This window comes from Clostridium sp., assembly GCF_051654825.1.
Taxonomy (GTDB): domain Bacteria; phylum Bacillota; class Clostridia; order Clostridiales; family Clostridiaceae; genus Clostridium.
In genome coordinates, this window is the sequence record NZ_JBOFYU010000143.1 from 1 (window position 1) to 6,330 (window position 6,330).

General features: G+C 26.3%; 6 protein-coding genes and 1 pseudogene. 3 read left to right on the plus strand and 4 right to left on the minus strand.

The annotated features are described in order from the left end of the window. Positions 1 to 310 precede the first annotated feature (310 nt). The gene (locus ACRDBA_RS08720) at positions 311 to 2,053 is read left to right on the plus strand and encodes an ABC-F family ATP-binding cassette domain-containing protein (protein ID WP_438572535.1); all 1,743 of its coding nucleotides are present in this window, start codon (positions 311 to 313) and stop codon (positions 2,051 to 2,053) included. A 215-nt stretch (positions 2,054 to 2,268) separates the two neighbouring features. On the opposite strand, the gene ACRDBA_RS08725 is transcribed toward ACRDBA_RS08720, so the two are convergent. Both ACRDBA_RS08725 and ACRDBA_RS08730 read right to left on the minus strand, forming a co-directional pair. Beyond that, the gene (locus tag ACRDBA_RS08725; protein WP_438572536.1) at positions 2,269 to 2,622 is read right to left on the minus strand and encodes a hypothetical protein; all 354 of its coding nucleotides are present in this window, start codon (positions 2,620 to 2,622) and stop codon (positions 2,269 to 2,271) included. A 96-nt stretch (positions 2,623 to 2,718) separates the two neighbouring features. Next, positions 2,719 to 3,612 (minus strand): DUF7916 family protein, encoded by an 894-nt coding sequence (locus ACRDBA_RS08730; RefSeq protein ID WP_438572537.1) that lies wholly within the window; start codon positions 3,610 to 3,612, stop codon positions 2,719 to 2,721. A gap of 121 nt (positions 3,613 to 3,733) precedes the next feature. Between ACRDBA_RS08730 and ACRDBA_RS08735 the strand changes: the two genes are divergently transcribed. Next, on the plus strand, positions 3,734 to 4,678 hold the full coding sequence (locus ACRDBA_RS08735; protein ID WP_438572538.1) for a LacI family DNA-binding transcriptional regulator: 945 nt from the start codon (positions 3,734 to 3,736) through the stop codon (positions 4,676 to 4,678). 138 nt (positions 4,679 to 4,816) lie between these two features. On the opposite strand, the gene ACRDBA_RS08740 is transcribed toward ACRDBA_RS08735, so the two are convergent. Then, complete coding sequence (locus ACRDBA_RS08740; protein WP_438572539.1) at positions 4,817 to 5,353, minus strand: DUF5698 domain-containing protein; 537 nt, start codon at positions 5,351 to 5,353, stop codon at positions 4,817 to 4,819. 157 nt (positions 5,354 to 5,510) lie between these two features. Here ACRDBA_RS08740 and ACRDBA_RS08745 point away from each other — a divergent pair, with 157 nt between their 5' ends. After that, entirely contained in the window at positions 5,511 to 5,921 is a 411-nt protein-coding gene (locus ACRDBA_RS08745; protein ID WP_438572540.1) for an LAGLIDADG family homing endonuclease, read from the plus strand. A gap of 108 nt (positions 5,922 to 6,029) precedes the next feature. On the opposite strand, the pseudogene ACRDBA_RS08750 reads toward ACRDBA_RS08745, so the two are convergent. Beyond that, positions 6,030 to 6,330, minus strand: a pseudogene (locus tag ACRDBA_RS08750) (glutamine amidotransferase); the annotation flags it as partial.

Sequence of the window (6,330 nt, forward strand, 5' to 3'; positions counted from 1 at the left end):
ATTGATAATACTGTAGCTACTATAGTTATTGGAATCACTTTCGATCTATCTTTCATTAACCTCAATTACTTTAGAACCTTTAAACTACTTAAAGATAAAATGCTACAAGGAAAAATTATTCAAATTTGTAACTAAACTAGACTTCACTATCAATTATGAAATTATTGAAGTTAGTAAGAAAAGGTGTTATGCTATCAATAATATAATTAATAAAACTATTTACTACAGGAAATTTCAATTAATAAGACAATAAATATTAAGGAGCTTGTTTTTATAGGCTCTTTTTTACTGATAAAAGAGAGGTACCAACATGATAAAAATTGATAAATTATCCTACTCATTCCCTCAAAAAAATCTATATAATAATATTTCCTTTACATTAGAAGATGGTCAACATTGTGCCTTTATAGGAACAAATGGTAGTGGAAAAAGTACTCTTATAGATATAATTATGGATCCTGAAAAATATATGTTTGATGGTTCTTTAGAAATTGATCCAAATTGCAGAATTGGTTATGTACGTCAATTCCAAGAATTAGATAAAACAAAAGAAATTACAGTTTTTGAATATCTTGCAGAAGATTTTATTAAACTACAAGATCAAATAACATCTATATGTACCGAAATGGAAACATCTTCTGATATTGATACTTTACTTGAAAAATATCAAGAAGCTTTAGATGCCTTTGAAGCAATTAATGGTGATGATTATGAAAATCTTATTGATAAAAAACTTAATCTTATAGAATTAATTAAATATAAAAACTTAATGATATCTGAACTTAGTGGTGGAGAATTTAAGCTTATTCAAGTAGTTAAATCAATGCTAACTAGTCCAGACCTGCTTATTATGGATGAACCTGATGTATTTTTAGACTTTAGAAATCTTAATGCTCTTAAAGATTTAATTAATTCTCATAAGGGAACAACATTAGTAATCACTCATAATAGATACTTATTAAATCATTGCTTTAATAAAATTATTCACCTTGAAAATATGGAGCTTCAAGAGTTTGATGGTGGATACATTGATTATAATTTCTCATTACTTCAAACAAAAATTGAACTTCAAGAGCTTGCTGCTGCAGATACAGAAGAAATTGAAAGAAATGAAGAATTAATAGATAGACTAAGAGATTTAGCAACTGAAAATGCAGAACAATTTAGAGGTAAAACCTTAAGAGCTAGGGTGAAAATTCAAGAAAGATTAGAAAAACGTAGAATTAAAGCTCCATTTGTAGATATTAAAGAACCTAAAATTGCTTTTTCTACTTCTAATGAAGTTACAGATAAAACTGTTTTAAAGGTTACTGATTTTAATCTTGCTTTTGATGAAGTTCTTTTAGAAAATGTTAACTTTGAAATTAAATCTACTGATAAAGTAGCTATTGTTGGTTCAAATGGTACAGGTAAAACTACTTTATTCCAAAAAATATTTAAAAACAATGATTCTTCTATTGAATTAAATGAGGATATAGAAATAGGTTATTTATCTCAACTTCAAGGAGAAACATTAAATTATACTAATACTATACTTGATGAATTCTTTGATATTGGTTTTAAAACTTATGATGATATTAAAGAGTATATGACAGAGTATAATTTTGATGAGGAATTACTTAATCAAAAGATAGTAACTTTATCTGGAGGGGAAAAAAATATAATTCAGTTAGCTAAAATATCTGAGCTTGGAGCTGATTTCTTACTTCTTGATGAACCTACAAGTCATTTAGATACATATTCACAATTAGCTTTAGAAAAAGCTATAAAGAAATATAAGGGAGCTATTTTAATGGTTTCTCATGATTTCTATACTATAGCAAACTGTATGGATTATATTTTATTAATTGAAGATAAAAAAATTAGAAAAATAAACATATCTCATTTTAAAGAAATGATTTACGCTAATCACTTTAATAAACATTATTTAAAAATAGAAGAAAAGAAAAAACTAAAGGAAACAAAAATTGAATTAGCTTTAAGAGATAATGACTTCATACTTGCAAAGACTTTATCTGAAGATCTAGAAGCTATAATTAAAAAATTAAAATAAGTTAATAAATAAAAACTTCATGATACATTTTGGCATCATGCAGCCAGACTATAGACAAAAGGGACATTTTCATTTTTGAAAATATCCCTTTTGTAATTAACTTATTTAAAATATAGATATTTAAATCAATATAATTGTGGCAAATAAACCTCTTGCATCATCTTTTCCACAATCTATAACTTTTCTATTCCAATAATCCCCATTAGAAATTTATTTTAATAAGGGAAAAATGGATATGGATATGGGTAAGGATATGGATATATTGGATTAATAAACGGATATCTTATTAAGTCTATCCTATTAATCCCATCCATTGGAAAATTATTTCTTCTAAATCTTCTAAACCTACCTCCCATAGGACGTTGACGATTCATATTATCCCCTTTTTCATCAATTACAACATCTTCGCCAACTAATACTATTATTTCATCTCCATCTATACCTTCAATAATTCCATCACATGTAGTTCCATCATTCATAATTAAAACAGCATGATAAGATATATATGTTTTATATTGCTCTTTTATTGAACGTGAATTCCTATAAGACCCAACTACTTCTAAAGACATATATATAACACCTCCTTTTAATTAACATGATATTCCTATGTGCCCATAATTGTTCTATTTTAATAAATTTCAAATTTATTGTCTTTAAAATTATTACTATCTATTTATTGATTGAGCCATCTTAAAGTATGTATGTCTTTTTCCTCTTACAGCTATTGATAGAGACATAATATTTTCAGGATCAGCCATTCTTCCATATCCTCCATCTCCAATATGGTGAATATCAGCACCAACTCTTTTGTTGCTCATACCTATTAACCTAATTGTTCCTTCATCTGCACTTTCTTGACTAGTTCCAATTGCACACATTACTAAGGCGTTTTTCGCCTTTATTTTTCTAACTATATCTGACAATAAATTTTCATTTATTCCTGGAACTGTTCCTACCGCTGGAAGTAAAACTCCATCTGCTCCATTATTTATAAATGAAAGTATAATTTTTTCATCTAATATATTTTCCACCATTCCTGCTCCATGCATTTTTCCTGCAAAAAGTAATCCAGAATAATGTTCTTTTGCAATACTAATACACTTATTTATTGCTTCATTAGATACTCCAGTAGATGGATTTCCAGTTAAACATATAAAATCAACTCCTAATTTTTCAGCTTCTAAAAAAGCCTCCTTTGTTGTAAGTCTTCCTTTTGATAAATTTACTTTTTTATCTATTAATTCAGCACTTTCATCTACTGGTTCTAAATTTATTCCTATTGGTCTTCCTACTAGATGTTTAATTTTTTTTATTGGATTTTCTTCATATGCCATTCCATTAATTTTCTTTTCAAATACATCAAATTCATTTAATAATATCATATCTGCTCCAAATGAAGACATAACCTCTGCATTTGTTACTCCTTCTAAAAGAGGTGCAGCTGTTACTACAGTTTCACCTAAAATTGTTCTTCCTTCACTTGCTAAAATTGCATTCTTTAATTCATCTCTTTTCATATTTATAAAATCACTAGCATAACAACTTAATAATCTTTTCATTTTAATCCCATCCTTTTAATTTATTTATAATTATATTTTAACTATAAACTGTTCAATCGGTTGCACGTCAACATTGTTGATTAATATTTTTTTTGCTATAATTTTTAAGAGGTGAACTAAATTGAGTAATATCTATGACATATCAAAAAAATCAGGATTTTCACCATCTACTGTGTCTAGAGCACTAAATAATAGTAGTAGAATATCAAAAAGTACAAAAGAAATTATTTTCAAAATAGCTGATGAATTAAATTATGTACCTAATAATAAAGCTATTAGCTTAAGCACTGGCAAAAGCTATACCCTTGGAGTTATAATTCCTTATTTAACTTATAATTCTTACTATAGCTCTATAATTAATTCTGTTATTTACGAAAGTTTTAAAAGAAATTATAAAGTTACTTTCTTGCCAACTAATTATGATAAAGATACTGAAATTAATTATTTAAAATTACTATCCACTAAGGAATTTGATGGTATCATAATTACTTCTGCAGCTAATCCATATAGTGTTATTGAAAAATATTTAAGTTATGGTCATATAGTAAGCTGTGAAGATACGGATAATTCACTTATCCCTTCAGTTACTTTAGATAAAAGTTCTACATATAAATCTATTTTAGAAATATTAAAAAATAATAATATTGAACATATAGGTTTAACTTTCAGCAGATTACATAATAGTAGTATAAGTTCTAAAAATACATATTCTATTTTTTCTAAAAATCTAACTAACTTTAGTAGAAAAAACATATTTACTAATTGTAGAACCTTCCAAGATGGTATAAATGCAGCTGCTTACTTTAGCAACATTACGCCTAAATTACAATGCATTTTTTCTAATAGTGATGAAATATCTTCAGGAATTTATTGGTACTTTCAAAATAATAACTTAGAAATTCCTATTCTCATAGGACAAGATAATTCTCCTATAAGTAAGGTACTTAACTTTTCTACAGTTGACTTTCATATTGAACAATTAGGAATTGAAGCAGTTAAATTATGCATTTCTGGAGATACTAAAAATAAAATAATAAAGAGTACGTTCATTGATAGACGTAATTAAAAATATAAGAAGCTGTATCATATTAAATTAATCTGAAAAATTAGATTTTATTCATGGAAATGGAGACTTTTATTATCCAGGATATTAGCATGTAAATAGGCATTAGGTAACCCTTAATGCCTATTTTAAACTTTTCATTTATATGACTTGTTTTTTATCTAATTTTATTTGTTTATTAATAAATCCACCTCTAAACTGAGTTAAATCATATGATACTATAAATGCATTTGGCTCAAACTTAATTATAATGTCGATCAGCTCTTTTTCCCTGCTTCTTAGTGATATAACCTCTAGCCTATATCTTGCTTCTTCATTGATACCCTTTCCTATAAATGTAGTTACACCAAATTTATTAGCTCTTATAAATTGTACAAGTTCTGCATTTGGATTTAGTAAACTTACATCAACACGTTTATATCCTATTGCTAACTTTTCTTCAACAAGACCTCCAATATATATACCTAATCCATAACCTAATACATATGCTACTATATTAGCTATATTAGTTAAATCTGAAAATACAATACCTAAGCTAATAATATATATAACAGCCTCTAACAATGATATCATAGTTGCCTTTTTACGTTCCCCCTTAACTACTAAGGTTGTCCTAAGTGTTAATAATGGAACATATATAAGTTGAAGAATAAATATTAAAATTGCATCGACTATCATGGCCTCCCCCTTATTAAAATGTAATACTTCCCCTTAAAGATATAATACTCTTAAACTTAATTATTATGACTAATTAACATATTTACTAATAATAGATTTTGATTGTATTGTTTATAATATTTTAATCAATAATATATTATAGAAAGAGGTGATTTAATTGACTGAAGTAGAAAAAGCATATATTGCTGGCATTATAGATGGAGAAGGTAGTATAATGCTACAAAAATTCCATAAAAACGAATTCCCTTCACCCTGTGTTTCAGTAGCCTCAACTACTTTAGAACTATTAAATTGGCTTAAAGAAAAAATAGGTGGGGGTAAGATAATAAGAAAAAAGAACTATAATCCTGATAAACATAGTGACTGCTATAGTTATTTTTTAAAATATAATGAAGCAATAAACTTAATACAAGAAATATATCCTTATCTTATAATAGAAAGCAAAAAAAGAAGGGCTAACCTTATATTAGAAAAATATAAAGCAGTAACCCCTCGAAATGGTAGATATTCAGAAGAACTTTTAAAAGCTAAAAATAAATTCTATGAAGATTTTATTTCAATAAAATAATTTTTCAAATATAAAAAACCTAGACTTAAAAATCTAGGTTTTATTTGATTGATATAATATTTTCTAATATACTTCTTAATGAATTTGAATTTAAGATAAATCTTAAATTTATTTATTACAGTTCATTAGTTCAAAAAAATATTTTGAATCATTAGTTTTATAAAGATTTAACCATGAACTTAACGCTTCCTCTTTAAAAACATCTAAAACTTTTAAAACCTGTATCGTAAATTCTAATGGAGCTATTCCCGAAGCAGTAATTAAATTTTCATCACTAACTGCAACTTCCATTTTATAATATTTATCTCCAGAATAACTTGGTACAATCATTTTAAGGAATTCCAAATCATTACTTGTATGATTTCTAAAATCTAGTAAACCTTTTTTAGCTAATCCAAAAGTAGAACCA

Excerpts from the sequence above, each read along its gene's own strand:
- ACRDBA_RS08740 (WP_438572539.1), bottom strand. The coding sequence starts at position 5,353 with ATGATAGTCGATGCAATTTTAATATTTATTCTTCAACTTATATATGTT.
- ACRDBA_RS08725 (WP_438572536.1), bottom strand. The coding sequence starts at position 2,622 with ATGTCTTTAGAAGTAGTTGGGTCTTATAGGAATTCACGTTCAATAAAA.
- ACRDBA_RS08730 (WP_438572537.1), bottom strand. The coding sequence starts at position 3,612 with ATGAAAAGATTATTAAGTTGTTATGCTAGTGATTTTATAAATATGAAA.
- ACRDBA_RS08720 (WP_438572535.1), top strand. The coding sequence starts at position 311 with ATGATAAAAATTGATAAATTATCCTACTCATTCCCTCAAAAAAATCTA.